Origin of the sequence: Streptomyces sp. NPDC048257 (genome assembly GCF_043201855.1) — a bacterium.
Lineage (GTDB): Bacteria > Actinomycetota > Actinomycetes > Streptomycetales > Streptomycetaceae > Streptomyces.
This window is the reverse complement of record NZ_JBICZI010000056.1, coordinates 1-1090: the sequence shown is the minus strand read 5'-3', so window position 1 is coordinate 1090 and position 1090 is coordinate 1. Positions and strand designations below refer to the sequence as shown.

Here is a 1090-nt window from a genome sequence, read left to right as displayed (position 1 = left end):
CGCCCGGTTACATTCCGAACCCGGAAGCTAAGCCTTTCAGCGCCGATGGTACTGCAGGGGGGACCCTGTGGGAGAGTAGGACGCCGCCGAACAATCTTTCAAAGGACCCTTGGTCCAGCGTTCAACGCTGGACCAAGGGTCTTTTTTTGTTTTTACCTCTTTACGCCGAAGCGCGGCCATGGGTTGGTTGCGCGAGAATGACTAGCGGTACCCCGAAGACAGGAGTCACACCCATGTCCAACTCTCCCGACGATCGTCCGGAGCGCGAGCCTCGGCGCAACGACGGCGGTGACAGGGGCGGCTACCGCGGGGGCCGTGACGACCGTGGTGGCGACCGGCCCCCCTTCCGCCGTGACGACCGTGGCGGTCGCCCGGCCGGCGGTGGCAGTGGCAGCGGCGGCGGTTTCCGTCGCGATGACCGCGGCGGGCGTCCCGCCGGCGGTGGTGGCGGTGGCGGTGGCTTCCGCCGCGATGACCGTGGTGGGGACCGTCCGTCGTACCCGCGCCGTGATGACGACCGTGGTGGCCGTCCCTCCGGTGGTGGCGGTGGCGGTTTCCGTCGCGACGACCGCGGTGGCGACCGTCCCAGCTTCCCGCGTCGTGACGACCGTGGTGGCGACCGTCCGTCGTACCCGCGCCGTGATGACGACCGTGGTGGCCGTCCCTCCGGTGGCGGTGGCGGCGGTTTCCGTCGCGACGACCGCGGTGGCGACCGTCCCAGCTTCCCGCGTCGTGACGACCGTGGCGGGGACCGCCCGTCGTACCCCCGCCGTGATGACGACCGCGGTGGCCGTCCCTCCGGTGGTGGCGACCGTCCGTCCTACCCGCGTCGCGATGACCGTGGTGGGGACCGTCCGTCCTACCCGCGTCGTGACGACCGTGGTGGCGACCGTCCCTCGTACCCCCGTCGCGACGATGACCGTGGTGGATTCCGCGGTGGACGTGACGACCGTGGTGGGGACCGTCCGTCCTACCCGCGTCGTGACGACCGTGGTGGCGACCGTCCCTCGTACCCCCGCCGCGATGACGACCGTGGTGGATTCCGTGGCGGCCGCGATGACCGTGGCGGGGACCGTCCGTCCTACCCGCG

General features: G+C 70.8%; 1 rRNA gene and 1 pseudogene. One reads left to right on the top strand and one right to left on the bottom strand.

Annotation, left to right across the window (positions count from 1 at the left end):
• Positions 1–92: ribosomal RNA gene (gene rrf, locus ACGFZK_RS37310) — 5S ribosomal RNA — on the top strand; the annotation flags it as partial.
• 60 nt (positions 93–152) lie between these two features.
• Here the strand turns inward: rrf and ACGFZK_RS37305 are convergent.
• Positions 153–1090: pseudogene (locus tag ACGFZK_RS37305) on the bottom strand (hypothetical protein); the annotation flags it as partial.